Source organism: Roseburia sp. 499 (genome assembly GCF_001940225.2).
Taxonomy (GTDB): Bacteria; Bacillota; Clostridia; order Lachnospirales; family Lachnospiraceae; genus Petralouisia.
Genome location: NZ_CP135164.1, coordinates 3231955 through 3257311, shown reverse-complemented (window position 1 = coordinate 3257311; position 25357 = coordinate 3231955). Strand labels below are relative to the sequence as shown.

The window sequence follows — 25357 nt, the reverse complement described above, 5'->3', positions numbered from 1 at the left end:
TATCGTTCTTTCTGTTTCCTCTATCAGTTGAAAAGTATATCACAACCGCAGAAAATTTACCACCATCTACGGCAACGTTTATGACGACATCTGCGTCGATGCATTTCATTAAATAAAAGAACCTGTATCAGGTCTTCCAATCCTCTGTCTCTTGGCGGACGCATTCCCGGTCGACGACGCGGACTTCCCGGTCTTTGCGCATTTATTTCATGATTACGCTCTGACACCAATGTTCCCTCCATTGGAAGTTCTTCCGCCTGCATATTTTCTTCATATTGCTCCATTTCAAAATCCCTGACATTCATGGTTTTACCGGAAACGGCATCGTATATCCTGTCTGTAATCTGGCGCAGCATTAACTGATCCGGTGTTTCATCAAACATTAGGCTGCCGTCATACTCCATTTTGTCACATTCATCCTCTACCATTTCTTGAATCTGCTGAACTTCTTTTGAATACATGTCTTTTAGCTTCTGCATATCACGCGCATATTCCAGTTCTTCCATATAGACAGTCTGCATTGGATATGCCATATAAAAAGGCATTTTATTTCTGTTGGAGTCCCATGCTCCGTATAAAGATTCCTGTTTATAATCCACAATTATTCTCCCATTTTTTCTATCTCTATACTATATGCACGGAACGCTTTTCTGACACCTTTAATCCACCGTTAACAGAAACAATGCCGCCGCCAATTCATAGGGCAAAAAAGTCAATAATCCCAACTGCTCTGTCAAATCTATTTTTCCCGCCTTATATCCATAATAAATACATCCGGTAATGTAATCGCTATCTTCCCGCAACTTTAATTCTGCAAGGCGAGAAGTAATCTCCATTCCTGGCTTTCCATCAAATACGTCAATATCCGGATAGGCATCCTCTTCCTCTAATTTCCCCAAAACCTCTTGTATAAATTCCTTTAAATGCCATACTTTATTTGTCGAAATGCTAAAAATTTCTCCGCAAATCTCTGCCGCTCCGGTAAAATAATCTTCTCTTGTATAAAAGTTCTCCGTTTTTCTGATATGGTCTTCGATATTTCCACAGAGACGTTTACTATCCCCTGGTTTTACAAAACGACTAAAGGTTCCTTCTGTAAGATAGGATTCTGTTCTTGCCACCCTGCTTACAAAATCGCGAATTATTTCTTCGTATTCCGCGTAATCCTCCCCGTAAAACTGATACTTATCCCCCATCATACATCCGAACACTTTCATTGCATCATAATACCCCAACTGAATATTGTCATCCAGTATTTGACGTTCAAAATTCAGCATAGTCCCCAAGGAACGGCTTGGTTTGATATACGTTACATACGGCTTATTTACATAATTAGGATGGCTTGGATTGGTATGTAAGTCTACGGCAATTACTTCATCAGCTCCCATTTTCAACGCCAAATCAATCGGAAGATTATCATAATAGCACCCATCTAAATAAGTCTCTCCATCTATCTTGTGCATCGGAAATACGGGAAAAATAGAAGACGATGCCATAATAAAGTCTTTTAACCTTCCATTTGGTATTTCTTCCTTGGTAAGCTCCATTGACTTTAAGGAACTTACCTGCACTGTCACCAGTCCAAAATCAATATCCGACTGACGCACCTTGTCTTCATCTATCATTCTATCTATAAATTCAATAAAGGGTGAAATATCCGCCCCTTTATTTTTTACATATTTTTTTAAAAAAGGACGAATCTGTTCTCTCTGATTATACATACCTTCAATGGTAGTGGTAAGATTGACACCATCCTTCATAACATCTTCCAGTGTAATGCTATTCCAAAGTTCACAAGCCATATCGTAATCTCTGGTCACCATTAATGCTCCTGTTATGGAGCCAATAGAGGTTCCTGTTACAATCTGGTAATCAATATCCAGTTCCTTTAATGCCTGCCAGACTCCCAGTTCATAGGCTCCCTTGGTACCTCCGCCACAAAGTGCGATTGCTCTTCTCATATACTGCCTCCCTCTTTATACCAAATATGCATATTTTTTTCAGTATAGCATATTTGACGTACCTTTGTCACTCTGCTATACTTGTGCTGAAACCATCAAAGGAAGGTACTCACATGAAACAACCAAAAGCAATCCTTCTGATAAGCTTTGGTACAAGCTATCTGGAAAGTAAGAAAAAAACCATAGATAAAATACTGGATGATGTAACAAATGCCTTTTCGAATTATAAAATCTATCAGGCATGGACCAGTAAAGTAATTATTCGTATATTAAAAGAACGAGATAATATTTGTATTCCAACCATCGAAGAAGCCATGACACAGATTTTGGCGGACGGCATCACCGACTTAATTGTACAACCTACTCACCTCATCAATGGTCTAGAAAATGAAGCCATGAAAGACACTATTCTTTCCATGGCTTCCCCTGAACTGGCTATCCACTTCGGTGATCCACTCCTTACTTCTACCGAGGACAATCATCTGGTATTAAACGCTGTCATGAAAGAGTTTTCAGAGATTCCACCGGAAGATGCTCTGGTATTTATGGGACACGGAACGACACATTATGTAAACTCTGTTTACGCTGCTCTGGACTATACTTTAAAAGATATGGGACATACCAACACTTTTATGGGAACCGTAGAAGCTTACCCTAATCTGGATGCTTTGATTCGCCAAGTAGGTCGGGTTAATCCCAAACGGGTTCATCTGGCTCCCTTTATGTTGGTAGCCGGAGACCATGCCAACAATGATATGGCAGGAAAGGACGAAGATTCTTGGAAGTCTCGTTTTGAAGCTGCCGGATATGATGTAGTCTGTCATATTAAGGGATTGGGAGAATACGAAAACATTAGGAAGATTTATCTGGAACATTTAAGAAAGGAAATGGAATAAACAATGAAGAAAAAATTCATATGTATTACCACAATGTTGTGCATCTGCCTGTCGGTGGGATGTGGCAATCAAAACGCAACTGAAAACAATTCTGACAAAAAGGCAGAAAATGATTCTTCTACTGAAAAAAGTAACACAAATTCTGCTCAGTCCAGCACCAGTACTACAGCAACAGATTTCTACGCTACCGCCTCTTCTCTACCTGCTCAGGAAGTAGAAGCTTATGCGGCCAATATACGTTCTCTCATCCTTGCCCATGACTGGGACAGCTTGGCAGATGAATTATGCTATCCGGCCTTCGTGAATGGAACCACCTATGAAGACCGCAATGCTTTTCTGGCATTGGATATTGATAATAATATCTCTCAAACGTTCTTAGATTCCATCGAATCTGAGACCTGCCAGGAAATGTTCTGCAACTGTGAAGGGATTTCTATGGGGTCAGCCGGCGAAATATGGTTTAATGAAATCATAAACGATGATGGCAGTTCTGAACTAAAGATAACCGGAATAAATGGGATTGTAAAATAAAATTTTACGGTATAAAAACAGCCAGCAGATAATCTGCTGGCCATTTCATTATAAACTATTCCTTATCTTCCTCATCAATTCCCCAATAATCCCTCATATAATTTCTGCCAAGTCCTGTTCCAACATTACCATTTGTCTTGCGTAAAAAATATGCATACGCAAAACCAACGACTCCAATCAAAACAACGCTAACTACAATTTTCATACCCTCTTCCACCTTCCCATTATTTCTGCTCACTGTGATAAAAACCTTGCTCCTATTGTCATAATAACAGCGCCTAAATGCAGAGTCAATAGAAGAAATATTCCTAAATCTGATACCACCGTATCTCATTCGCCTCAAGTTTCAATTCAAAGCTACTTTCATCTCCGCGATAAATGACGGTTTCTTGTGGTTCATAGGTATTATTCACTACGCAATATTTTCCGTTTTTAATATAGGCATGCACTTCTACATTATAGTTCGCGCTAAACCATCTATGAAGATTTTCTTCCTCATGACTACTCCAGAGAATCGCCCGGTACAACAGCCTGCTGTTTTCAAAGCTATATGGAAGACCGCTAATATAAACCGCACGTCCTTGTCCAAATTCATTCACTGCCAGCTGCACCTCTTTTTCCTTTTCTACCAAAATCGTGGTTCCTTCCAGTGCATAAATATTCTTCTGACCCTCCCCAAAGTCGATTTCACCCTGACAATCTTCCGTGATAAAATGCTTATGACTCTCCCAATTGTACTTGTCATATCCTAAGGTAAACCCTCGTTCCTCTTCTACCCCAAATACATTGGCAAGTTGGAAGTAACGACCATTTGCCTGATGAGCACTTGGCTCACCTACACCGATGATTCCACCGCCCTGATGCACAAATTCCTTAATAGCAGAAACAATCTGCGGGTCACACCAGTATTCGCCTCCGGTATGCGCCGTATCTGCACCTCCTACATTTAAGATAACGTCAATTTCCTTTAACATATTCGGATTTGCCTTAATATCCTCAAAACTAATAAATTTTACATCAAATGGCGCACCGGAAAGTGCTTCAATAATGCCTGCATAAGAATAATTCTGTTTCTGGTAAAGGGCATGATGTACCATATGGACGCCCCAGGCACGCATTTTTCCCCAACAGTTTAATACTGCCACACGTTTTACACAGTAAGGGGTACAACCCTTTACGTTATTGTAAAGCTCACGGAACTCTTCACACACAGACTCTACATAATCTACGAACTCTGGGAAATCCAGTGCTAACTTCAAATATCCGCCGTAGCCGATACGGTCTACCGGTTTTCTTAAAATAGCTCTTCGTGCTGTTACCCAATTTACCTTTGCTTCCTTTACCGGGTCGCCACCCTCATGGAAGGTATCTGGGAAAAAGTAAGGCAACAGGCGTCCTTCCGTATATTTTACTCCTTCAATGTCACTAATGAGTCGAAGAGTTGAACCATTTCCCACACTTCCTACCACTGCATCCAGACCGATAGAAGCAAACTCCTCCATAAACGGCTCTGTTCCAATCCAATGGTCTCCTAAGAACATCATAGCTTCTTTTCCGCACTCATGCGTAATATCTACCATTTCTTTCGCAATCTTTGCTACTTCTTTGCGCTGAAATGTCTGAAAATCCCGATACTCCTTAGATGGAATTCGGTACTGTCCATTGTAATAGCCTTGGTCAATAATGTATTCCGGGCGGAATTTATATCCCACTTCTTTTTCAAACTGCTCTAAGATATAAGGGCTTACCGATGCAGAATAACCGTACCAGTCCACATATTTTTCTCGTGCCAGTTCATCGAACACCAAGGTAAATTGATGAAAAAATGTGGTAAAACGCAATACATTTACATACGGATGGTCTTCGATAAACTTACGCAAACGTTTCATGGTAAATGCGTGTGTCTTTGGTTGACGCACATCAAAAGTAATCTGATGCTCCACATCCTTCCACTCATTTGTCACCGCATTGTACATATGCACCGGGTCCCAGATAATATAAGCCAAAAAGCTTACGGTATAGTCGTGGAATGACTGTGTCTTAATCGTAACATCTCCAGATTCCTCGTCATAACTCCAATCTGATACAGGCACTACTTCTCCCGTTGTTCGGTCTATGACCTCCCACCACTGGGTAATATCATCATGGCTGTTCGGCTTTAACATATCCGGGTACAGCCCTTTCATCAAGTGAATAGAAAGACTGTTTCCCTCAGCGGTACAAAAAGGTGTCATCAAATACATCTGCTGCACTTCGTCTGGATTTGCTTTCGCCCATTCATTGTCTTTTCTGGTAGTATAATAAGTAGAATAAATCTTTCCATCCACATTTTTCAATTCCGGTGGAAAATCCGTTCCATCACAATCTCTGACTGCATCCGCCCCCCAGCGTTCCATCAGTTCCAATGTCTGCGGAATTACATCCACATCTGTCGGTATCGTTACACGTCCCTTCGTCCTTCCCATAGCATTCTCCTCCTAATCTTCCTGCGAAAAAGTATTCTTTCACAATTCTTTTATACTTTCAGAATAGGGGAAAAACATCTATTTTTCAATTCATATATTGCGCTATTTTTTAGATATATTGCTATCTTGTGCTTTTCTTGTTAAAATGCAAATATACCGTAACTTTGCACATGCTTCAGGCATTTTTGCACATTACTAAATGCCGGAAAGGAGTTTTATGGGAAACGCAAGATACCATTTTAACACAACTGCTACGGACAGTAATTCTGCCCGCCTTTTATATGTTACTTTTTCTAAATACGAGGGTGACTGGTCCAGCTTAAAGCATAGTCATCACTTCTCTGAATTTTTCTATGTAAAAAGCGGAAAGGGGCAGTTTGTCATAGACGATGAAGTTTTTCCTATTGAAAAAGATGACTTGGTCCTGATAAATCCTAACGTATCTCATACAGAAATTTCTCTGAATACAAAACCTTTAGAATATGTAATTTTAGGAGTCGAAGGCATCGTGTTTTCCTTTCCGAACCACTCAGAATACACTATCCTTCACTGTAAAAACGATACTCAAGACCTAATGTTTTATTTTTCTACGCTTTTAAAGGAAATTACAGAAAAGAAGCCAGACTATGAATTGGCGTGTCAGAAATTATTAGAAGTGCTTATTATACAATTAGGCCGATATAGTAGTTTTTCCTATGACCTTGTCCCGACCCAAAGCCTGAATCGGGAATGCAGCAAGATAAAGCACTATATTGATGCCCATTATGCAGAGGAACTTTCTCTGGATACATTAGCAGAACTTGCCCACCTGAACAAATATTATTTCGTACATATTTTTACCAATGCCTTTGGAATCTCCCCCATCAGCTATCTGCAAAAAAAGCGAATTCAAGCCGGCTGCGAACTACTAATAGGAACAGATCACAGTATCGGAGAGATTGCGCGACTTACCGGATTTTCCTCTCAAAGTTACTTCTCCCAGTGCTTTTTGAAGCAATGCGGAATGTCCGCGGGGGAATATCGGAAGAAAAATAAAATAAGTCCTTGAAAATTATAATTATATATTTGATTATTTTGAATATTTCTCAAAGTACATTTCCGCCTGTTCTTTATTCAGTTGGAAATGTCTTTGTAATTTTTCTAAAATGCGGGTTTGCGGAATTCCCTCTTCCAGATTGTCCTTCTTCTTATCGTGTCCATTCTATAGGGTATATTTTATTCCAATCCTTGTTTACGGCCTTCTTCTCGTCCTTCTTCCAATCCTTGCTTGCGCCCCTCTTCTCGGCCCTCTTTTGAGTATACCTGACGCATAGATTCTTTAATTAGTTGCATTTCTCGTTCCTCATCATATTCGAAAATACTCATCTGAATCGCCTCCGCTTTATACTTAAGCAAGAAATCCCTTAAAATTCCCTGTTTAATACATTCATTCACCGCACGTTCTACCGCTGTCTGAATATCCATAGTAACAGCATACTCCCGTACCTTAGTTACATAAATCATATATTCCCGTAATGTTCTACACTTTTCTAATAATTCCTTATTCTTTCCAAGATTGATATTTAACATTAATACCTTCAACTCTATTTCCGATTCTTCTATCTGCTTTTCAAAAGCATCTGAAAGTTTCAAAATCTGACGTTCCGGTTGTTCTTCTGTTCCGTTATAGAATACCACAAATCTTGGTGTTGGTATCTGCACTAATGATATGCCATATAAAGAACGGTCTGTTGTCATTTTTTCTAGAAGTCTTGCAATATAAAATAAATCTCGCAACGGCATATTAGGATTATAGTAATCCGTTTCGTTTACCGCATTATACAGACTTAATAATTGTCCTCCTTGATACTGCAAGAGGCTCTTACAGAATCTCCTGCTTTTGATGTTTGATACGAGTAAAAGCACGGATTTTCTGATGAAAGAATCTTTAGAAAAAATGGATAGCATTACGCCCAGAATCTTAGAAAAATATGCTTTGTGTGTATTTTAACATGTTATACTTCTTTTCACAATAACTAAATTTAGGCTTTTAGAAATAACTCTAAAAGCCCAAATCTATAGGTATCCTTTATTTATAATTCTTCTTACAAAAACTGCTCTCCATATCCATAATGCTCTACCACATAATCGATATCCTTATCGCCTCGTCCACTTAAGCAAACCAGAATAGAGCCCTGCCCCATTTCCTTTGCTCTACGCATTGCGTAAGCCACTGCATGAGAGCTTTCAATTGCCGGAATAATTCCTTCATATCTGGACAACTTAAAGAACGCTTCCATTGCCTGCTCATCATCTACCGTCTCATATTTTACTCGCTCAAGATCATGTAAAAATGCATGTTCCGGTCCTACAGACGGATAATCTAAACCACTGGCAATTGAATATACCGGTGCCGGTTCTCCATTTTCGTCCTTTAACATGATACTTTCAAAACCATGCATAACTCCCTTTTCACCATATTTCATAGATGCTGCATGATCTCCCAACTTCTCGCCACGTCCTAACGGTTCTACACCTACGATATCTACCGGATCATCCAAAAATGGAATAAACATACCGATAGAGTTACTTCCACCACCTACGCAGGCACATACTACATCCGGATCCATTCCTGTCATTTCGCGAAACTGGTCTCTTGCCTCATATCCCACTACAGACTGGAAATCACGCACCATCAGTGGGAATGGGTGCGGTCCCAATGCAGAACCGATACAGTAAATAGAATCCTTATAGTTTTTTGCATAAGAATCAAACGCAGAATCTACGGCTTCCTTCAAAGTCTTAAGTCCATGCGTAACAGGTACAACTTTTGCGCCTAAAATCTTCATTCTAGTTACATTCGGTGCCTGCTTTGCAATATCAACTTCTCCCATATGTATCTCACACTCTAGGCCAAAGTACGCTGCTGCTGTTGCCAATGCCACACCATGCTGTCCTGCCCCTGTCTCTGCAATCAAACGCTTCTTTCCCATAAATTTTGCAAGCAAACCTTCACCCATACAATGATTCAGCTTATGCGCTCCTGTGTGGTTCAAATCCTCTCTTTTCAAATAAATCTGGCAATTGCCCAACTCTCTGGAAAGTCTCTCGCAATGATATACCGGGGTAGGTCTTCCCTGAAATTCCTTGCGGATTCTACGCAGTTCATTGATAAACTGTGAAGAATGACAGATAGTCTGATAAGCCTCTGTGATTTCTTCAAATGCCGGCTTTAACTCTTCTGATAAATATGCCCCGCCGTAAGGTCCGAAACGACCGTCCTTATCCGGGTACTTTTTCAAATACGTTCTATAATCCATGTTCCTTCTCCTTTATAAAAGTCTCTTTTTCTATTCTAACTGTTATAAAAGAGAAAGGCAATTACTTTCTTACGGTAAATCATTAAATCTACGCTATTTTCTGATACACCGCCTCTGCCAGTTGTCTATGCCCTGTTTCATCCAAGTGCTCTCGGTCTGCCCCGCTCGCTTTTGCATAGTCTGATGCGGCCAAAAATTCACATCCATTTCGTTCCGCCACCTGCTTGTAAACTGCCTTCAGCCCTTTGGATGTCTCTACCGAATCCTGATTAAATTCCGGGTCGTAGCCTTCTTCTCCCACACCCTCACCTAGTAAAATAGGTGATACTAGCAGAATCTCAATATTTTCATCTGCCGCCTTAATCTGCTGAACGAGTTTTTCTATTCCCTTTCCAATTACTTCTGCAGATGCCTGATAAATTGTCTTGCAGTCATTGGTTCCAAGCATCAAGACCACTTTATTCAACGGATAATGCGACTCCAACAGCATAGGCAGAACATCAGCACCTCTGCGGTTGTCACGAAGTTCATCATCAAACACCGTAGTTCTTCCACACAGTCCTTCTTCCACCACCTGAAACCCTTTTTCTCTTACCTTATCACCAAGAATTCCTGTCCAGCGTACTTCCCAGGGATAACGGTCTTTTGTTCCCGGAACCAATCCATATGTATTTGAATCTCCAAAGCATAATATCTGTTTCATCTGCATCCTCCCATCTATTTCCTATATTTCATACTTATTAACTAGGTTATATATAGATTATATGCAGAAATCCCTATTATGTCAAGATTCTTTTTTCATTTTTCTCTCTTAACTTCCAGCAGGTAATGACACTTAATTGAATAAAAATGTCTGAAAAGGGTAGAAAATCAGCGGTTTCTGTTGATTTTCTGCCCTCTCTTTGTTATACTTATTGAGTAGGTATACATACTTATTTTAGAGAGGTAAATCGTAGTGTATTTTGATTTCAAGGTTCCTATTCCAAAGGAAAAAGGCAAAATTTTTGAACGCACAATTAAGGGTGTGACATACATCAACTATGAGTACGACCGGGTTTATAAACCGGATAAAAAATATAACATACCAAAGAGAACTACTATAGGTAAGAAATGTGAGGATGACCCATCCATGATGTACCCTAATCCTAACTTTTTAACTTACTTTCCGAATGCCGAACTGCCGGAGGATGAAGGAAGAACAGACCGAAGCAGCTGTCTGAGGATTGGAACCTTCATGGTGTTAGAGAAACTGATGATGGAAAGCATGCTGGATAAGATTGTTTCCGGTATCTATAACGATGATCGCGGAACGGGTCTTTTTCTTGACCTTGCAGCCTATTATCTCACAACGGAAAACAATGCCGGACAGTACTATCCGGACTATGCCTATAACCATCCACTGTTTACACCGGAGTATAAAATTTACAGTGATTCCACAGTCTCAGAATTCATAGGTCAGATTTCCATAGATGATGCTGTTGAGTTCCAGAATGAGTGGAATGCACTCAAGAAAAACAAAGAGAAAATCTATATCTCGTATGATTCTACAAATAAGAATTGCCAGGCAGGAGATATTGAACTCGTTGAGTTCGGCCATGCCAAGGAGGATAAGGGACTTCCTATCTTTAATTATTCCATTGCCTATGATTGTAATAACCGGGAGCCTTTATTTTATGAGGATTATCCCGGAAGTATTGTAGATGTTTCACAGTTGCAGTGTATGCTGGATAAGGCAAAAGCATATGGCTATAAAAATGCAGGATTTATTCTGGATCGTGGCTACTTTAGCCGTGAGAATATCAGGTACATGGATAAGTGTGGCTATGACTTTGTTATCATGGTTAAGGGAATGAAGGCACTGGTAAATGATGCCGTAAAAGAAGTCAGAGGAACCTTTGAGGAAAGTCGTCAATACACCATCAGGAGATTTGGTGTAAACGGAACAACCGTAAAAAGATTTGTTTTTCCTTCGGATGAAAAAGAACGCTATCTGCATGTTTACTACAGTTATCATAAGGCGGCTGCCGAGAAAGAACAGCTTGAGCAGCGAATAGATAAACTTGCTGCCTATTTCAGGAAATTTGAAGGCCAACCGGTAGTTTTGGATAAAGCTTACGAAAAGTATTTCAGCCTGGAATACTATCATGAAGGTAAGGATGACCATTGCTTTGTGTGTGCAATAGAGAAAAGTTCTGTGATTGAAGAAGAACTTCGTATGTGTGGATATTTCTGTATCATCACGTCGGAGGATATGACTGCGAAGGAAGCTCTCGAATTGTATAAGAGCAGAGACGCTTCGGAAAAACTGTTTAAAGCGGATAAATCTTTCCTTGGTAACAAAAGTATGCGTGTTTATTCAGGAGAAGCACTGGAAGGGAAAATGCTGATTGTATTTGTTGCACTCATTCTTCGAAATCGAATGTACACAAAGCTAAAAGATGAAGAAGAAAGACTTTCAGCACAGCCGAATTTCATGAATGTTCCGGCGGCAATCAGGGAACTGGAAAAGATAGAAATGATTCGACAAGCCGATGGAGTATACCGGATGGATCATGCGATAACAGCCAATCAGAAGACAATACTAAAGGCTTTTGATATTGACGCAAATTATGTGAAGCGAAAAGCAAAAGAGATAAGTGATGAACTGAATCCAAAAGTAAAAAAGGTTAAGATAGACAGGAGGAAATCATAATGGCAAGAGGAAGAAGGAAAATTTCAACGGAATCTCTGGATATGAAAATCGAACAGCAGAAAGAAGTTCTAGAGAAAGCTAAAGCAAAGTATGAAGCAGAAAAGAGTGTTCTTGCAGAACTGATGAAACTTAGAAATGAATTGCGAAAAGAAGAATTGATGAATGCAGTAATTAATAGTGAAAGAAGCTATGAAGAAATCCTAGCTTTTATCAGAGGAGGCAATGAGGAATGAAGATACTTCTTTTCGGGGTAAGTAATGTTGGGAAAACAACTTTGGGAACAATTCTTGCAAAGAGATTGGGATATAGTTTTTATGATTTAGATGAAGAAGTAAAAAGAGAATTTCATACTACTTTGGAAGAGTTTGTGCACATGGAAAATTTACGCTGGAGAGATCAAAAAAGAGGCAGAATAATAAAAAAGATTTTGTCTACAAATGATAACATGGTTTTTGCGATATCACCAATTTCGTATACTGACAATTTTAGGACTCGAATAGTAGCAGAGGATGTATTACCAATCGTGCTTGTTGATACGCCTGAAAATATATTTGAACGTCTCGTCTTTAGTGATGAGAACGATAAGACTTACACAGATGACGTGTATAAAAACACGTGTAAGGAATACTACTTGAAAGATATTCAGGCTGATATCGAATGGTATGGTAGTGTTTTTAACAAAATGGGTATTGTAAATAAATTTACTATAACAAAGGGTACGGTAAAAAATAATGTGGACAGATTAATTCAAGAATACCATTTGGATATTGTAAACAAGATTTGAGTGGTAAAATTTCTGGAAGTTAAGATTCTATCGTTTTGTAGTTACACCGCCCGAAATAACCAACAGTTAAAAAATATAAATATCGTTTAACACCTATTCAATTGAATTTCTTCCTCCCTTCTGTTACCCTTATCTTAAGACGTCTAAACCACTACATTCGGAGGAATAAAATTATGAATATTGGAACTATCATACGAACTTACCGTAAAGAAAAAAACATGACCCAAGAAGAAATGGCAAACCGCCTTGGTGTTACCGCCCCAGCGGTCAATAAATGGGAAAACGGAAACTCCTATCCGGATATTTCTCTGCTTGCCCCTATCGCCAGACTACTTGGCATTAGCACCGATACCTTACTGAGCTATGAAGAAACTCTCAGTAATCAGGAAATCAACCAAATTGCATTAGAAGTTAATGAAAAAATGCAAAAAGATAACTATGATACGGCTTTCTCTTTTGCTATGGAAAAAATTCAGAAATATCCTAACTGTGAGAACCTGATTTTTAATCTGGCGCCTCTTTTAGAATGCTATCTCACTCTTTTGTCGGAAAAAGAATCGGCTAAATATGAAAAGCAAATTTATGCCCTGTATCAGCAACTATTAGAAAGTGATAATTCGCAAATTGCAAACCAGGCTCTGCTTTCTCTCTTTTCCCATTCCCTGAAAAAGGAAGACTATAACAATGCTCAGGAATACTTAGACCGTCTGCCTCGACTAGAACATAACCCAGACCAATATCAGGCTGTTTTATATGACAAACAGGGAAAAAATCTAGAGGCCTATCAGTTATACGAAAAACTGTTATTTTCTGGATACTCCAATCTATCATGGGCTTTATTGGGCTTATATCGTATGGCTATGAAAGAAAATGACTTTGACAGAGCCTACTGGCTGCTTGGAAAGCACAAAGAACTTGCTCATTTATTAGAAATGGGACTTTATCAAGAATTTTCCCCAGAATGGGACTTTATGGTAGCTCGAAAAGATGTAGACGGTGCTTTACGCATCTTAGAAATCCTTGCAGAAAATGTAAATAGTCTGGATGCTTTTAAAAATTCCGACTTATACTGTCATATGAAATTTTCAGAACATGGAACAGAAAATCTGACGTTCATGTTGAAAAAATGCTTCGAAGAGGAAGCACCGGAATTTTTGAAAGGAAATGAACGGTATCAGGAACTAATAAAGAAATTGGAAAATTCATAAATTAATTGCTATATCTAATATAAGAACTGGCAGAAATACATTTCGGTATTCTGCCAGTTTACATCTTAACTTCTCGAATCATCCATGCTTAATTCTCATCTATCATCACATTTTTTTATAGGCATCCTATTCTCTTTTTAATTCTATTTCGCCACAAATTTAATTCCCGCCTTTGCTGCATATTCTTCCGCGTAAGAACCACTCTCACCATAAATAGTGAGTTCATGTTCAATACCATGAAACGAATTTACACAAATATCTGCTTCGTTTGGATCAAAAGAAATATTTGTTACATTTGAAGATAAGTAAATCTCTTTTAAAGAATTACAATCTCTAAAAGCAATATCTTCTATGGTGGTTACACTATCTGGCAATATCACAATTCTTAGATTTTCCATCTTCCCACATAATGCAGACGGAATTACTTTTATCCCCTCTGGAATCTCCAACACCTCTATATTACTACATTCAAAAAAGACTGCTTCTCCCAATTCCCTTACACTAGAAAGATTCACTTTCTTCAACGACTTGCACATATAGAATACATCCGCTTCTATGATTTCAACATTTTCAATCCCCACCACTTTTTTAAGACGTGTACAACCATAAAAGGCACCCTCTTTCATTGTAGTAATATTCTTAGGCAAGGTAATATTCTCCACTTCTGCCCACTCAAATGCATGTTTATCAATAGTGGTTACCGGATAACCATTTATTTTATCTGGAATTTCTAACTCCTTCGGACATTTATCCCCCTGATAGCCTGTAATCGTTACCTCTCCTTTTTCTTTATCTACTTCATAAGTAAAAATATGCTCCACTTTATATTTAGGTAATAAAAAAAATAAACAAACAATCAAAGTTAAGCAAAATCCCCCCAAAAAACTCAATATTTTTTTCTTCATAACCGCTCCTATCACTTATACTAACTACTCGGTTAGCCACCATGCAAATTGGTATAGTTCTTCTGATGGTTCATTTCCTTCAAGAACCTTATTATAATCATCTAGTAATGATTCCATTTCCACCTGATTATCTTTAACAGCATTATATTTTTCAATAGTTTCTATCAGTGCTTCCTTACCACCTTTTTTAAAACCTGCCTGCACTTCTCCGCTAGACGTATCTCGATAAACATACATATTAAGAGCATCTGCATAATATCGCACATCTTCCAAATAAATCAATTCTTCCTTGGTATAATTATTTTCCTCAAATTCTTTCCTATATAACAAAAAAGCAAGTAGAACTATCCCTATGATACATATAAAAAATGGTAATATTCGCCTTCTATTTTTCATAACTTCTCTAATCATCTCTACTTATCGTCCTTCTCATCTATCATCACATTTGTAGAATGGACATTCAATTTTCTTTTTATTCCGCCACAAACTTAATCCCTTTCTTTGCTGCGTACTCTTCCGCGTAAGAACCACTCTCACCATAAATAGTTAGCTGATCTTCGATATTCCCAAAAGCATCCTCCGAAATTTCCTTTACGTTAGGAGACAAATAAATTTCTTTTAAGGATGAGCAATTCCGAAAAGAGCTTGACTCTAACGTTATGACACTGTCCGGTAATTTTACTTCACTTAGGCTTCCCATTCTGCAACACAAACTACTCTTTATTACGTTTATTCCCTCTGGAATTTCTAATTTATTCATCGTATTGCACTGAGCAAAAGCTCCTTCTCCTAATTCCTTTACATTAGAAAGATCCCACTCTTCTAAGAAATAGCACATATAAAATGCTCCGTCACCTATGGTCTCTACACTTTCTATTCCCTCTATTGTTTGAAGATTTTTACAACCAAAAAAGGCATCTTCTTCTATGGTAGTAATACTTTCCGGTAATATAATAGTTTCTGCTTTTCCCCATTGAAAAGCTCTTTTTCCTATCGTTGTTACCGGATACCCATCTATTTTCTCCGGAACTTTGACACATTTCGTATAGTTGTACTTTTTCTCTTCCCTTTTCTTGGCATCACCTAAATATGCTGTAATCGTTACTTCTCCCTTTTCCTTATCTATCTCATATGTAAAAGTTTGATTTAATCTATACTTAGATAATACAATGAACAAACAACTTATTAACAATACGCCTAATATACATATAAAAATTGATATTTTTTTCTTCATGATACTCCCTATCCTTTACAGTACTTCTGCTAGTATTTACGCCTAGTCCGTATATTTATAATTATTTACCCACTTGGCAAACCACTCTAAATTCTCAGATGGCTCATTTCCTTTAAGAACTTTACTATAATCATCACGTAATGATTCCGCTTCCACTTGATGCTCTTTATTATCCGAAACAGCATTGTATCTTTCAATAGTTTCTATCAGTACTTCCTTACCACCTTTTTCAAACTCTGCCTGTACTTTTCCGCTAGACGCATCTCGATAGATATACATATTAAGAGCATCTGCATAATATCGCACATCTTCGAGATAACTCACTTCTTCCTCGGTGTAACTATTTTCTTTTGCTTTTTCTCTATATGTCTGAAAACAAATTAAAAATACTCCCAGTATACATATAGATATTAATAATTTTCGCCATCTTTTCTTCATAACTTCTCCTATCTTTTATGCTTACTCCTTATATTTATAATTATTTATCCACTTAGCAAACCATTTTAAATTCTCAGATGGCTCATTTCCTTTAAGAACTTCATTATAATCATCCAATAATGCTTCCATTTCTACCTGATGCTCACTATTAGCTGAATCAGCATTATATCTTGCAATATTCTCTGATAATTTTTCTTTACAACAGTATTGGAAATTAACCTGCATATCTCCATTAAACAAATTGACACATCCACCTATACAAAGAACATCAGCATAATATTGCGTATTCTCTGTATGAATAATTTTACCTGCTATATCATTTTGTCTTTCTGCTTCTGTCACTGATATTCCCTCTGTCACAAAAAAGTCCATTCCAGGACAGGCGACATCTAATTTATCTATAACAGATCCAAGTGCCATTGTAGCAATCTGTTCTCCTACATCAGCTTTTATTTTTTCTCCTATATCTTCATATAATGACGTCGCTAATTCTATTTTATTATCATGTCCAATACCATTAAACGAATTTGAAAAACCATGAATTTCTGCTCCTTCATAAACCATATCTTGTATATATCCATCCGTAACACCTAAAAAATAGTAATGTCGCGACGTATCTTCTTCTATTTTAGCAGAAATATCAATGCTCACTTTCCAATTATATATTTCATCAATATCTTCCGAAGAGCTCATATGAATTCTCTCATAATTTGTTATTATACTAAGATTTTGCACACAAGCAGACATTAATCCTGTTTTCATTAATTCTTCATTAATATATATACCCAATCCTCCCTCATCAACATCGCTATAAAAGCTCTGTCCAAAACTAGATAATAATAAATACGCACGTTCTTCCTGTTCCGCTGTCAATTGAATAAAAACCGGTGATAGTGTAGCTGTCATGTATACTGTTGTATTTTGAGTATCAGGCTGATATGAATACGCACACTCTATAAATCTTTCCATCTTCTCAGTATCAATTACAAATTCACCATTTTCTTCCGTAACAAAAGTATCCAACAAATTCATAATTGCAACATATTCTAGTGGGTCTATTTCATCAACATTTCTCTTGAAAAACTCTTCTAACGCAGACCAATTAATCTCTTGTTCTCCGTTCTCGTTTACCGACATATACTGTGCCAAATAATAATCAACTGCCCCATTCCCTACTGTTTTTAAAGAATTAGAAAAAATAGATGGATCCCGAAACACACTGCTTTGACCATTTTCTGTTTCTTTTACCTCGATTACGGAATTTAATTGTACTAAAGTATTTTCATAATTTTTCAACAATTCAAGCTGATCATTGAATTTTTGCTTATAGGTACTATCTACCGAATAGACTGCTTCAAATAAGTCTTTTATAGAAGACCGAGTATAATCCTCTTTATCAATCAATTTTTTATGATAAATATCAATATCATCAACATAAGTCGATATATCCAATCCTCCATAATGAAGAATATCTGCTCCCCAATCTATAAACCCGCCTAAAAAACGACTATCGTTCTTTTCTTGGTCTTGGTCAACATATTTTAATAACTTTTCTTTCTCTTCCTCTGTGAAAATTCTTTTCATTTTCTTTCCCCCTCATATATGATAATTAAGAAATTGCATTTTCATCTGCATATTTATATACTCGTTCAACCTTTCTTCTAACAATTCACCGATTTCTCCGTATAAAGATGATATTTCTTCATAAGACTCATCAATAACAATTAAATCTGACATAACACCTTTCCCCTTCCCACATTATTCTAATAACTCCATTTTTCTCTTATAATATGCTATTTTATCTTCACAAACTCCAATCTCTACAGATAATTTTTGATTACGCTCTCTCTGCTCCTCTATTTTACATTCAATTCTATTTTGTATTTCCCTGTATGCCGCCATTGAATTATCGCCGTTATTTATAGCACTGCTACTTAATTCAGAAGCTAACGCCATAATTCTTTTTGAGTACGCTCCACATAATTTTTGATAGTCTTGTATCTTTCTTGTAAAATGATTTTCAGCAAATTCTCTTCTTGCATTAACTTGGGAATATAGGGCTTCTAAATTTGCAATTGTGCTATTATTCCGCTCCATATCTTCTCTACACTTCTCAATTTGAGACCTACACCCCTTAATTTTTCCTAAATAGTCTTGCCTATTCATATTTTCTCCCATCTCTTTGTATAAAAACTCATTTTTTGTTATTTTTATTCATCTTTCTAAGCTTACTCATTTTCTCACTCTATGTCATCCTCTCCACCGATTCAAGCAAGCAAACACTTCCTGTCTTCTCGGCATCGCCAATCCTGCCGGTAAATAACTTCCCCCACAGATTCCAGCCAGTCCCTGCTGTTCCAATATCCGCTCCAGCTCTGCCACTACTTCCTGCAGAGTTTTCTCTCCTTTTCCCAGATTAGCTGCTGCATATTTTAAGAAATATCCCAGTGCTGTCACCTGCTCCACATCTGCAATCTGTTCTAAATACCGCAAGTCCACATTTTCATGATTAACGGAGAATCCATCCTTTCCCATTACCTTGATTTTCACCCGGTCATCTCCCCGTTTTCCACCAATTTTAAATACCAGTTTTCGTGCAAAAGATGGCTTCTGACTTTCCGCTACTTTTTCTACCGGAATCGGAAAACTTTCCGCCTCTTTTTTTGCAAAATCTGTAATGTCCTTTGGCACATACTGCTCCATCTGAAGAATATAGTCTGCCTTATGAAAATAAGACCCACTACTTCCTGCCACTAAAATAGTGGAAATACCATATGTATCGTACAGCTCATTGATTCTATCAATAAAAGGAGTAATCGGCTCCGCATTTCGATGTACCACGCGTTGCATCAATTCATCCCTTATCATGAAGTTCGTAGCACTGGTGTCTTCATCAATCAAAAATAATCTTGTATCTGCCTCCATAGCCTCTATTACATTGGCCGCTTGAGAAGTACTTCCACTGGCGTCCTCTGTAGAAAAATGCTTTGTATCTTTTCCATTTGGCAGATTATTAATGAACATAGAAACATCTGTTTTTTTAATACTACGTCCATCCTCTGCACGAATTTTCATTGCAGAACTATCTGTAATTACATATTCCCTTCCATCGCCGGCAATATGATTATATACTCCCATTTCCAACGCCTTTAACAGCGTAGACTTTCCATGATAACCACCGCCTACAATAAGCGTAATTCCCTTTGGAATTCCCATTCCAGTCAATGTTCCATGAAAAGGAAGTTCCATAGAAACCCGCATAGATTCCGGTGACTGGAACTTCGTAGCTCCCTTCATAGGTTTCTGTGAAACACCGGATTCTCTCGGCAATATGCTTCCATCTGCTACAAATGCGCATAAACCACGTTTTTCCAATTCCTCCCGAATATACTGCTGATCCTCGGAAAGCTCCATGACCTGCTGCACTCGTTCACTATCCAGAGACTTATAGTACAAAGATTTTTTCACGCACTCCGGTAGAAAATCAAACAATATTTTCTCTAGTTCCCTTGCATTAATCGTTCTTCCATTTGCCGGAAAACCAATTTCCAACCGCAACAAAATGTCTCCCTTTTCCGATTGTATACTGCATGCACTTCGTTCTAAGATTTCCTGTCCCGGACGGCTCACTGACATTAGTCCGCTTTTCCCCGAACCTTTTGCCTGAAAAGCAAAGCCGGATACCTCTCTTCCAAACTGTCGCAGCAGATAATCCTGCAATGCGACTCTCTTATGCTTTTTATCATACAATTCTTTTGGAAATCCAGCCTGTGCTCCCTTTACTAGAACACTTACCTTCGATGGTGCTGCAAAAGGGTCTCCCTGCACATGATCAATGCTTAGTAGATAACCCGGGAACTGATATTGTCCCCGGGTTTCTTTATAAGCAGGATATCCTTTGTGATCAATTTTTTTTAATAATTCTCTTAATTCTACTGCCTGTTTCATCTCTGCTCCTATTCTTCTTTATAACTTGCATTTACTTCCTGCACAATCTGCTCTCCACCATTCTCATACCACTGCTCCACAAAAGTATCAAAGTAGTCCAATGGTTTCGCACCTGTTATAATCTCAAGATATGCCTGTTTTTGCATTTCTTTTAACTTCCACCACACCGAGCGCATAGTATCTGTTTCTGCAAAATAGTAGGTCTTTACCTCTTCCGTTTCTGCATTTGCCAATACCTTACAGGCTGTAATCCTAGAAGTATATGCTGCCCACTGATCTGCGGTGGCATTGTCTGAGTCATTTATATATTTCAAGCAATGTTGATAATAAGACTGCTCTAACAGCTCCATGCTTTCCACTTCACGCTTTCCCTGCATAGCCGATATCAAATCATTATAACACCGATTCAACGCATCACTATAATCCACATTAATATAAATCGGACGTGCCGTTGGATCAACATTCCATTGATAATAATGGATAAAATCTTCATTATCAATATCTGTATAACGCACATAATCAAACAGAACGCTAATTATCTTCATGACAACTTCCGGATGCTCATACCCCTTGCGCACTACAACATATTGGAGACTAGCATTCTGTTGGGCATAACGAGTCTTTTCATCCTCCGTGTTAGAAATGAGATACGGCTGCCACTCTGCCTCCGGATTCTCCTGCACCGCCTCCATTAATGGATTGTTTGGTGCCCACCATGGTCCAAAAAACGCCCCACACTCTCCTTCAATAATGGTATCTGCAATATTGTTATTGGTACGCATCAAAAACTGCTTATCCAGAATTCCCCGTTCATACCATTCTCTCGCCTTGGCAAGCGCTTCCTTTGTCTGCGGCTGTACGCCACCGTAATACAAATTTCCTGCTTCATCTTTCATCCATTGCTGTGGATAAGAGTCATACGCTGCAAATAAAATATCCAAATGATATTCATAATTATGCCCCATTTCTCCACAAATTTCGTTTTCACATGCAATCCCAATGGTATTTCCTTCTCCATTGCCGCCAGGGTCCTGTGTAACAAACTGTTCTATGATGTACTCCGCATCCTCCAGTGTTTTCGGTGCTTCCAATCCTAGCTTATCCATCCAATCCTTCCGAAGCCACAACAACTGCGGTCCATCAGAAATATTGGTTTCCGGCAACGCCATAATCTTTCCATCAAAAGTTACATTTCCCAGCACACTTTCATCATAACTGGCATAGATATCCTTGATACGCTCACTGGCACAATTTTTATAAGCATCCGTCAAATCCTCTATCATATCATTCTCTACCAGAGTCTGCAGATTATCTAATCCCTGCACCAACATTACATCCGGCAGATTCTTCTCCGCAATCGCCATATCTACAATATCATAATAAGTAACACTGTCTTCCTCAAAAACATCAATATTCTGAATGTTCAACATATCCTTCAAATAACGAGTATATACATTATCTTCATAAGTATCTCCCTCTGGAAGATTGGAATTATTTGTACTTGTCATTTTTCCCAATGTATATGTTACCTCTTCCGGATATTTTCCATAAGGCGTAGTGCTTGCTACTTCATATTTCTCTTCTAAATTTTGTTCTCTATCTTCTTGTTTTTCTTCCTTTGCGGAAAAGGTGCATCCCATCATCAGAACCGCTATTAAAAGAACACTAACAACTTTCTTTTTCACAGATTCAGTCCTCCTTTTCGAATTACTATGGGAAACTTTATCGTAATCTTGGTTCCTTTTCCTACCTTACTTTGTATATCAAGACCATATTCCTGCCCATAAATCAACTTAATTCGCTCATTTACATTTCTTACACCATATCCTTTGGATTTCTGGGTTAAAATATTCTTCGCCACTTCCTCCTCCATACCTACTCCGTTATCCTCTACAGAGAGATACATTGTCTCCCCCTCGCTCCAGCCACGAATGATAATTTTTCCCCGCCCCTCAGTCTTCAAGTCAATTCCATGATCAATGGCATTCTCTATCAATGGCTGCAAAATCAAATTTGGCGTATCATAATAGTACATCCGCTCATCAATATCCATTTCCACGTCAAATTCATAATCATGCATCATTAACTGGATATCCAAGTATGACTTTACATTACTGATTTCATCCTCTAATGGCATAACATTATTTCCCTTATTCAACGCAGTTCGATAAAATTTTGAAAGAGCTAACGTTATCTTACTGATATCTTTTTCATCTGCTTCAATGGCTTTCCAGTTGATTAGTGATAAACTGTTGTATAAAAAATGCGGATTAATCTGTGCCTGAAGTGCCTTCATCTCATATTCCTTCAAAGAAATCTTTCCCTCATATACTTTTTCGATTAGCGTCTTAATACGCTCTACCATGTCCCCAAAACCCTGTATTAATTCTCCAATTTCGTCCTGAGAATCACTAGTTACAGTTACTTCCAGATTTCCTCTTTTTACATCCTTCATATTCTGGGTCAACTTTTCAATATTTCTCACAATCATTTTGGTAAGTTGCGTCAACAAAAGACCTGCCGCAATTACACTTACCGCATAGATAATCACCATTCCCTTCATCATAGGTGCAATTGTTTCTTCAATCTGAGAAGCCGGACGATACAATCCGGCATGAAGTCCTGCCGCTCCCTTCAAATCGCAATCCACAAAAATAAATTCCGAATCATTTGACGTTTTTAAGGAAGAAATATTCCCCTCACTAAAATCCATCCTATCATAAGGTTCTTGGAATATATTATAAGAAAATACCATTTCATCTTTTTTCTGCACATACACGCCGTAATTTTCATCCAACATCTGGGTAAGGGGCTCAAATAGCTTATTATAGTCTACTTCAATATAGATAACTCCCGATTCTCCCTGTAATTCCGGCATCTTTCTTACACAGAATATTTTCTCTTTACTTTTATCCATAACCCACAATATTTTATTACTATTGGAAATTTCTTGAAACCACGCTTCCTGCTCAATATCAGTAATCGGTGCCAGTGTGGTATCGTGCCGCTCAATATCATTTCGGGCATAGATTGTAACTTGCTTAATATCACTGTGCAGATACTTTAGAGATGTTACCATAGGATCAAATACGGTAGAAAACTGATTATACATTTCATAGTAATTATCCTCATACGGATAAGATACTGTTTGTAAAATTGCCTGATTAAATGCCAGATAATCTGATATATTTTCATAAATCGTAAGCTGGTTGTCTACCACACTCATCGCCTGATTCAGGCTGTTTTGCAGATTCTTGACTTCACGCTCTACCAGCAATTGATTTATAAAATAGCAACAATACAGCCCTACTACCAGCATGGGCAATAGCCCAGCTGCCAGATAGATAAGATATAACTTATTCCGTAATTTCAGGTCTTTGATCAAACGGTATATCTTCTTCATTTATTTCCCCCTGGCTCCTGTATTTCTGAGGACTAATTCCAAAATACTCCCGGAAGCTCTGGCAAAAATAAGATACATTTGGATAACCAACCGCATAACTGATATTTACAATCTTATTATGGGTATTCTCCAGCATCTCTCTCGCCTTCTCCATACGATAGGTCTTGATAAATTTGCTGATGTTCTGTCCGGTTTCTTTTTTAAACACATGACTCAAATAACTTGGTGCCATATAAACACTCTGTGCTAATGCATCCACACTAAGTTCTTCACTATAATGCTCGTATATGTACTGCTTTACGGTTTCAATTTCACGATGAAGCACAGACGAACTACTTCCGAAGCTTTCTTCCAAACGATCAATATTTTTATTTACCATATCCATAATGGTCTTAAAATCTGTAATACTGTATAACCGTGTAACCTCTTCATTAAGCTGTGTTTCATCCATTTTAGGCATACTACTATAAATATCCTTCATCAGATTTGAAAAGACAAATTTAATATAAATTTGTGAAAAATCTGTTTTATTCCGATACTTATTACATAACCGTTCAAAATGCTCTCGCAATCCGGCAATATCCTTCATTCGAATATCCTGCTTCATTTGTTTCATCAGGGTATCATCATTCGAGTGCTCTGATTCAGTTCCATCGCCCCCATTATTATCAGAAAAATAAATCTTACGCTCTGGCTGATAAAAACGTGATTCCATTAAAAGCTCTGCTTCATTATATGCCTTTTCTAAATTATTGGATTCTGCAATATCACCGGCAATGGCAATAAAACAATCCTCCTTATAATTCTCTTTTATATAACCAATCACTGCCTGTGCCATATTGTTGACATCATTCATATCATCATATCGCAATAACAACACAGACTGCTGTGGATTCAGATTTAGATATATGTTATCTTCTCCTACCACTTGCAAAATCTCATCTCTAAACTCCACTCCCGCCTTGTTAAAAAAGTCTCCTACAAATTCCAGCAGCAGTAGACACTTTATCTCTTCAAATTCCCGAATATCCACCAGTTCTTCGGATTCCTTTTTTACATCCTCAATGGATTTACCATTTAAAAGTCCATACAGTGCATGTTCCTTTACATAGCTCAATCCCTTTTCTGTAATCTCCTTCGAACGCTTGCGACTCTCCATCTGGGAAATAATTTTCTTCATTAATTTTTCAAATGCTTCCGGCTCTACAGGCTTAAGCATATAGTCAACTACACGAAAAGATAATGCTTTTCGTGCGTACTCAAACTCGCCATACCCACTGATAATAACAGTCTTCATCTCCGGATCTAACTTTACGGATTCTTCAATTAATTGTAGCCCGTCCATAAAAGGCATCTTTATATCCGTCAACATAATGTCAAATTGCTTCTGCTTCAACAATTCCAATGCCTCTTGTCCATTTGCAGCTTCTTCTATATCCCACTCTACATCAATCTGTTTTAAAAGGAATTGTATTCCTCTTCTTTCAATTTTTTCATCGTCTACAATTAAGATATGATACATAATGATATTACCTTTCTGCATTTTTACACGACTTACTGGCGGTGCCATTATGGCGCCGCCAAAAGAACAGA

At 38.0% G+C, this 25357-nt stretch carries 25 protein-coding genes; 7 read left to right on the top strand and 18 right to left on the bottom strand.

What is annotated here, in order from left to right:
• Positions 1-56: 56 nt before the first annotated feature.
• Both BIV20_RS16045 and BIV20_RS16040 read right to left on the bottom strand, forming a co-directional pair.
• The gene (locus BIV20_RS16045; protein WP_075721843.1) at positions 57-599 is read right to left on the bottom strand and encodes a hypothetical protein; all 543 of its coding nucleotides are present in this window, start codon (positions 597-599) and stop codon (positions 57-59) included.
• 60 nt (positions 600-659) lie between these two features.
• Positions 660-1961, bottom strand: a complete 1302-nt coding sequence (locus BIV20_RS16040) for a patatin-like phospholipase family protein (protein ID WP_075721844.1) — start codon at positions 1959-1961, stop codon at positions 660-662.
• Between the two features lie 113 nt (positions 1962-2074).
• On the opposite strand from BIV20_RS16040, the gene BIV20_RS16035 reads away from it, so the two are divergent.
• Together BIV20_RS16035 and BIV20_RS16030 are read left to right on the top strand one after the other, a co-directional pair.
• A complete protein-coding gene (locus tag BIV20_RS16035; protein ID WP_075721845.1) occupies positions 2075-2857 on the top strand; it encodes a sirohydrochlorin cobaltochelatase in 783 nt (260 codons plus the stop codon).
• 3 nt (positions 2858-2860) lie between these two features.
• Positions 2861-3388 carry a hypothetical protein gene (locus tag BIV20_RS16030; protein WP_075721846.1) on the top strand — a complete coding sequence of 176 codons (528 nt, stop codon included), beginning with the start codon at positions 2861-2863 and terminating at the stop codon, positions 3386-3388.
• A 55-nt stretch (positions 3389-3443) separates the two neighbouring features.
• On the opposite strand, the gene BIV20_RS16025 is transcribed toward BIV20_RS16030, so the two are convergent.
• Both BIV20_RS16025 and gnpA read right to left on the bottom strand, forming a co-directional pair.
• Positions 3444-3593 carry a hypothetical protein gene (locus BIV20_RS16025; protein WP_158024950.1) on the bottom strand — a complete coding sequence of 50 codons (150 nt, stop codon included), beginning with the start codon at positions 3591-3593 and terminating at the stop codon, positions 3444-3446.
• 103 nt (positions 3594-3696) lie between these two features.
• Entirely contained in the window at positions 3697-5853 is a 2157-nt protein-coding gene (gene gnpA / locus BIV20_RS16020) for a 1,3-beta-galactosyl-N-acetylhexosamine phosphorylase (protein WP_075721848.1), read from the bottom strand.
• A 217-nt stretch (positions 5854-6070) separates the two neighbouring features.
• Between gnpA and BIV20_RS16015 the strand changes: the two genes are divergently transcribed.
• Positions 6071-6901, top strand: a complete 831-nt coding sequence (locus BIV20_RS16015) for an AraC family transcriptional regulator (RefSeq protein WP_075721849.1) — start codon at positions 6071-6073, stop codon at positions 6899-6901.
• Between the two features lie 167 nt (positions 6902-7068).
• On the opposite strand, the gene BIV20_RS16010 is transcribed toward BIV20_RS16015, so the two are convergent.
• The 3 genes from BIV20_RS16010 to BIV20_RS16000 form a co-directional block, all read right to left on the bottom strand.
• Positions 7069-7707: a hypothetical protein gene (locus tag BIV20_RS16010; RefSeq protein WP_075721850.1), complete on the bottom strand. Its 639-nt coding sequence runs from the start codon at positions 7705-7707 to the stop codon at positions 7069-7071.
• 230 nt (positions 7708-7937) lie between these two features.
• Positions 7938-9152 carry a tryptophan synthase subunit beta gene (trpB, locus tag BIV20_RS16005; protein ID WP_075721851.1) on the bottom strand — a complete coding sequence of 405 codons (1215 nt, stop codon included), beginning with the start codon at positions 9150-9152 and terminating at the stop codon, positions 7938-7940.
• An 88-nt stretch (positions 9153-9240) separates the two neighbouring features.
• The gene (locus BIV20_RS16000; protein ID WP_075721852.1) at positions 9241-9855 is read right to left on the bottom strand and encodes a GDSL-type esterase/lipase family protein; all 615 of its coding nucleotides are present in this window, start codon (positions 9853-9855) and stop codon (positions 9241-9243) included.
• Between the two features lie 252 nt (positions 9856-10107).
• On the opposite strand from BIV20_RS16000, the gene BIV20_RS15995 reads away from it, so the two are divergent.
• From BIV20_RS15995 to BIV20_RS15980, 4 genes are all read left to right on the top strand, one after another.
• Positions 10108-11844: an IS1634 family transposase gene (locus tag BIV20_RS15995; RefSeq protein ID WP_075721853.1), complete on the top strand. Its 1737-nt coding sequence runs from the start codon at positions 10108-10110 to the stop codon at positions 11842-11844.
• On the top strand, positions 11844-12077 hold the full coding sequence (locus tag BIV20_RS15990) for a hypothetical protein (protein ID WP_075721854.1): 234 nt from the start codon (positions 11844-11846) through the stop codon (positions 12075-12077). Before BIV20_RS15995 ends, BIV20_RS15990 begins: the two co-directional genes overlap by 1 nt.
• Positions 12074-12628: a shikimate kinase gene (locus BIV20_RS15985; RefSeq protein ID WP_075721855.1), complete on the top strand. Its 555-nt coding sequence runs from the start codon at positions 12074-12076 to the stop codon at positions 12626-12628. Before BIV20_RS15990 ends, BIV20_RS15985 begins: the two co-directional genes overlap by 4 nt.
• 173 nt (positions 12629-12801) lie before the next feature.
• Positions 12802-13836: a helix-turn-helix domain-containing protein gene (locus tag BIV20_RS15980; protein WP_075721856.1), complete on the top strand. Its 1035-nt coding sequence runs from the start codon at positions 12802-12804 to the stop codon at positions 13834-13836.
• A gap of 143 nt (positions 13837-13979) precedes the next feature.
• Here the strand turns inward: BIV20_RS15980 and BIV20_RS15975 are convergent, their stop codons facing one another.
• The 11 genes from BIV20_RS15975 to BIV20_RS15925 all read right to left on the bottom strand — a co-directional run bounded on the left by BIV20_RS15975 (position 13980) and on the right by BIV20_RS15925 (position 25334).
• Positions 13980-14741 (bottom strand): leucine-rich repeat domain-containing protein, encoded by a 762-nt coding sequence (locus tag BIV20_RS15975; RefSeq protein WP_075721857.1) that lies wholly within the window; start codon positions 14739-14741, stop codon positions 13980-13982.
• Between the two features lie 24 nt (positions 14742-14765).
• The gene (locus tag BIV20_RS15970) at positions 14766-15137 is read right to left on the bottom strand and encodes a hypothetical protein (protein WP_143524577.1); all 372 of its coding nucleotides are present in this window, start codon (positions 15135-15137) and stop codon (positions 14766-14768) included.
• A 76-nt stretch (positions 15138-15213) separates the two neighbouring features.
• The gene (locus tag BIV20_RS15965; RefSeq protein ID WP_075721859.1) at positions 15214-15975 is read right to left on the bottom strand and encodes a leucine-rich repeat domain-containing protein; all 762 of its coding nucleotides are present in this window, start codon (positions 15973-15975) and stop codon (positions 15214-15216) included.
• 42 nt (positions 15976-16017) lie between these two features.
• Positions 16018-16413, bottom strand: coding sequence for a hypothetical protein (locus tag BIV20_RS15960; RefSeq protein WP_075721860.1), 396 nt, complete (start codon positions 16411-16413; stop codon positions 16018-16020).
• A gap of 21 nt (positions 16414-16434) precedes the next feature.
• Positions 16435-17997 carry a hypothetical protein gene (locus tag BIV20_RS15955; RefSeq protein WP_075721861.1) on the bottom strand — a complete coding sequence of 521 codons (1563 nt, stop codon included), beginning with the start codon at positions 17995-17997 and terminating at the stop codon, positions 16435-16437.
• A gap of 12 nt (positions 17998-18009) precedes the next feature.
• The gene (locus BIV20_RS15950) at positions 18010-18150 is read right to left on the bottom strand and encodes a hypothetical protein (RefSeq protein ID WP_158024951.1); all 141 of its coding nucleotides are present in this window, start codon (positions 18148-18150) and stop codon (positions 18010-18012) included.
• A gap of 21 nt (positions 18151-18171) precedes the next feature.
• On the bottom strand, positions 18172-18591 hold the full coding sequence (locus BIV20_RS15945) for a hypothetical protein (protein ID WP_143524578.1): 420 nt from the start codon (positions 18589-18591) through the stop codon (positions 18172-18174).
• 72 nt (positions 18592-18663) lie between these two features.
• Positions 18664-20361, bottom strand: coding sequence for an ABC-ATPase domain-containing protein (locus BIV20_RS15940; RefSeq protein WP_075721863.1), 1698 nt, complete (start codon positions 20359-20361; stop codon positions 18664-18666).
• 8 nt (positions 20362-20369) lie between these two features.
• Positions 20370-22046, bottom strand: a complete 1677-nt coding sequence (locus tag BIV20_RS15935; RefSeq protein WP_242939881.1) for an extracellular solute-binding protein — start codon at positions 22044-22046, stop codon at positions 20370-20372.
• The gene (locus tag BIV20_RS15930; RefSeq protein ID WP_075721864.1) at positions 22043-23764 is read right to left on the bottom strand and encodes a sensor histidine kinase; all 1722 of its coding nucleotides are present in this window, start codon (positions 23762-23764) and stop codon (positions 22043-22045) included. The genes BIV20_RS15935 and BIV20_RS15930 overlap by 4 nt, the downstream gene beginning before the upstream one ends.
• Complete coding sequence (locus BIV20_RS15925; RefSeq protein ID WP_242939882.1) at positions 23718-25334, bottom strand: response regulator transcription factor; 1617 nt, start codon at positions 25332-25334, stop codon at positions 23718-23720. Before BIV20_RS15925 ends, BIV20_RS15930 begins: the two co-directional genes overlap by 47 nt.
• Positions 25335-25357 lie beyond the last annotated feature (23 nt).

Excerpts from the sequence above, each read along its gene's own strand:
- BIV20_RS16040 (WP_075721844.1), bottom strand. The coding sequence starts at position 1,961 with ATGAGAAGAGCAATCGCACTTTGTGGCGGAGGTACCAAGGGAGCCTAT.
- BIV20_RS16035 (WP_075721845.1), top strand. The coding sequence starts at position 2,075 with ATGAAACAACCAAAAGCAATCCTTCTGATAAGCTTTGGTACAAGCTAT.
- BIV20_RS16030 (WP_075721846.1), top strand. The coding sequence starts at position 2,861 with ATGAAGAAAAAATTCATATGTATTACCACAATGTTGTGCATCTGCCTG.
- BIV20_RS16025 (WP_158024950.1), bottom strand. The coding sequence starts at position 3,593 with ATGAAAATTGTAGTTAGCGTTGTTTTGATTGGAGTCGTTGGTTTTGCG.
- gnpA (WP_075721848.1), bottom strand. The coding sequence starts at position 5,853 with ATGGGAAGGACGAAGGGACGTGTAACGATACCGACAGATGTGGATGTA.
- BIV20_RS16015 (WP_075721849.1), top strand. The coding sequence starts at position 6,071 with ATGGGAAACGCAAGATACCATTTTAACACAACTGCTACGGACAGTAAT.
- trpB (WP_075721851.1), bottom strand. The coding sequence starts at position 9,152 with ATGGATTATAGAACGTATTTGAAAAAGTACCCGGATAAGGACGGTCGT.
- BIV20_RS16000 (WP_075721852.1), bottom strand. The coding sequence starts at position 9,855 with ATGAAACAGATATTATGCTTTGGAGATTCAAATACATATGGATTGGTT.
- BIV20_RS15990 (WP_075721854.1), top strand. The coding sequence starts at position 11,844 with ATGGCAAGAGGAAGAAGGAAAATTTCAACGGAATCTCTGGATATGAAA.
- BIV20_RS15985 (WP_075721855.1), top strand. The coding sequence starts at position 12,074 with ATGAAGATACTTCTTTTCGGGGTAAGTAATGTTGGGAAAACAACTTTG.
- BIV20_RS15980 (WP_075721856.1), top strand. The coding sequence starts at position 12,802 with ATGAATATTGGAACTATCATACGAACTTACCGTAAAGAAAAAAACATG.
- BIV20_RS15975 (WP_075721857.1), bottom strand. The coding sequence starts at position 14,741 with ATGAAGAAAAAAATATTGAGTTTTTTGGGGGGATTTTGCTTAACTTTG.
- BIV20_RS15970 (WP_143524577.1), bottom strand. The coding sequence starts at position 15,137 with ATGAAAAATAGAAGGCGAATATTACCATTTTTTATATGTATCATAGGG.
- BIV20_RS15965 (WP_075721859.1), bottom strand. The coding sequence starts at position 15,975 with ATGAAGAAAAAAATATCAATTTTTATATGTATATTAGGCGTATTGTTA.
- BIV20_RS15960 (WP_075721860.1), bottom strand. The coding sequence starts at position 16,413 with ATGAAGAAAAGATGGCGAAAATTATTAATATCTATATGTATACTGGGA.
- BIV20_RS15955 (WP_075721861.1), bottom strand. The coding sequence starts at position 17,997 with ATGAAAAGAATTTTCACAGAGGAAGAGAAAGAAAAGTTATTAAAATAT.
- BIV20_RS15950 (WP_158024951.1), bottom strand. The coding sequence starts at position 18,150 with ATGTCAGATTTAATTGTTATTGATGAGTCTTATGAAGAAATATCATCT.
- BIV20_RS15945 (WP_143524578.1), bottom strand. The coding sequence starts at position 18,591 with ATGGGAGAAAATATGAATAGGCAAGACTATTTAGGAAAAATTAAGGGG.
- BIV20_RS15940 (WP_075721863.1), bottom strand. The coding sequence starts at position 20,361 with ATGAAACAGGCAGTAGAATTAAGAGAATTATTAAAAAAAATTGATCAC.
- BIV20_RS15930 (WP_075721864.1), bottom strand. The coding sequence starts at position 23,764 with ATGAAGAAGATATACCGTTTGATCAAAGACCTGAAATTACGGAATAAG.
- BIV20_RS15925 (WP_242939882.1), bottom strand. The coding sequence starts at position 25,334 with ATGGCACCGCCAGTAAGTCGTGTAAAAATGCAGAAAGGTAATATCATT.